General features: G+C 65.0%; 1 protein-coding gene. It reads right to left on the bottom strand.

What is annotated here, in order from left to right:
• The coding region (locus tag WBR68_RS31375) for a condensation domain-containing protein (RefSeq protein WP_230696271.1) at window positions 1–855 on the bottom strand (855 nt) is incomplete at both ends.

The raw sequence follows: 855 nt of genomic DNA, 5'->3' as shown, positions 1-855 counted from the left end.
GCGCTTGCTGCTGTAGCCCAACGAAATGCTTAGTTGGCCGTCGTGTACGTGGCCGTTAAAGGTCAATTCGTGGATCAGCTCGGCGGATTCGTCCTGCCCTGCCCCGGGCGATTCGGCGGCGATGCGCCAGTCGGCCTCGCCCGAACTTATCGACTCGAATTGACCCAGGTAGTTGAACAGAATGGGCGCTTGCGGCTGGCCAGGCAAGGCGTCGGCCAACACGCCATAACCCAAGCCTTGCGACGGCACGGCACGCAAGGTTTCTTTCACACGCATCAGCCGTTCGGAGGTGTCGCCTTGCGTATCCAGCACCACCGGATACACGCTGGTGAACCAGCCCACGGTGCGTGACAGGTCAAGCTCACCCGATGCGTCTTCGCGGCCATGGCCTTCAAGATCGATACGCACCTGCTTCAACCCGCCCCACTCGCCCAGCGCCTGCGCCAACGCGGCCAGCAGCAGGTCGTTGACCTGCGTGCGGTACGCGGCAGGCGCGTCCTTAAGCAGCGCTTGGGTCGTGGTGCGGTCCAGCGCTAGTGCTAAGCGCTGCTGGTCACCGACGCGGTTCGAACCCTGCGCATCATCGCACGGCAAGGCGTCGCCGGGCGGCAATGCGCGCCAGTAATCCAGCTCGGGTTCATACGACGCGCGCATGCCATGCAGGCGACGCGCCCATGCGCCGTAACTCGCTGAACGCGCGGGCAAGTTGATCGCGCCGCCCGCCAGCGCTTGCGTGTAGGCCAGTTGCAAATCCGCCAGCAACACGCGCCACGACACACCGTCCACGGCCAGGTGGTGGATGACCAGCAGCACGCGCGACGTACCATCGGCCACCTGCATCAGCACGGCGCGCAG

The sequence above is a fragment of the Achromobacter sp. JD-1 genome (genome assembly GCF_038594925.1).
Taxonomy (GTDB): Bacteria; Pseudomonadota; Gammaproteobacteria; order Burkholderiales; family Burkholderiaceae_B; genus Achromobacter; species Achromobacter spanius_C.
The sequence above is the reverse complement of the archived record's forward strand: the minus strand, read 5'-3'. Positions and strand labels throughout refer to the sequence as shown.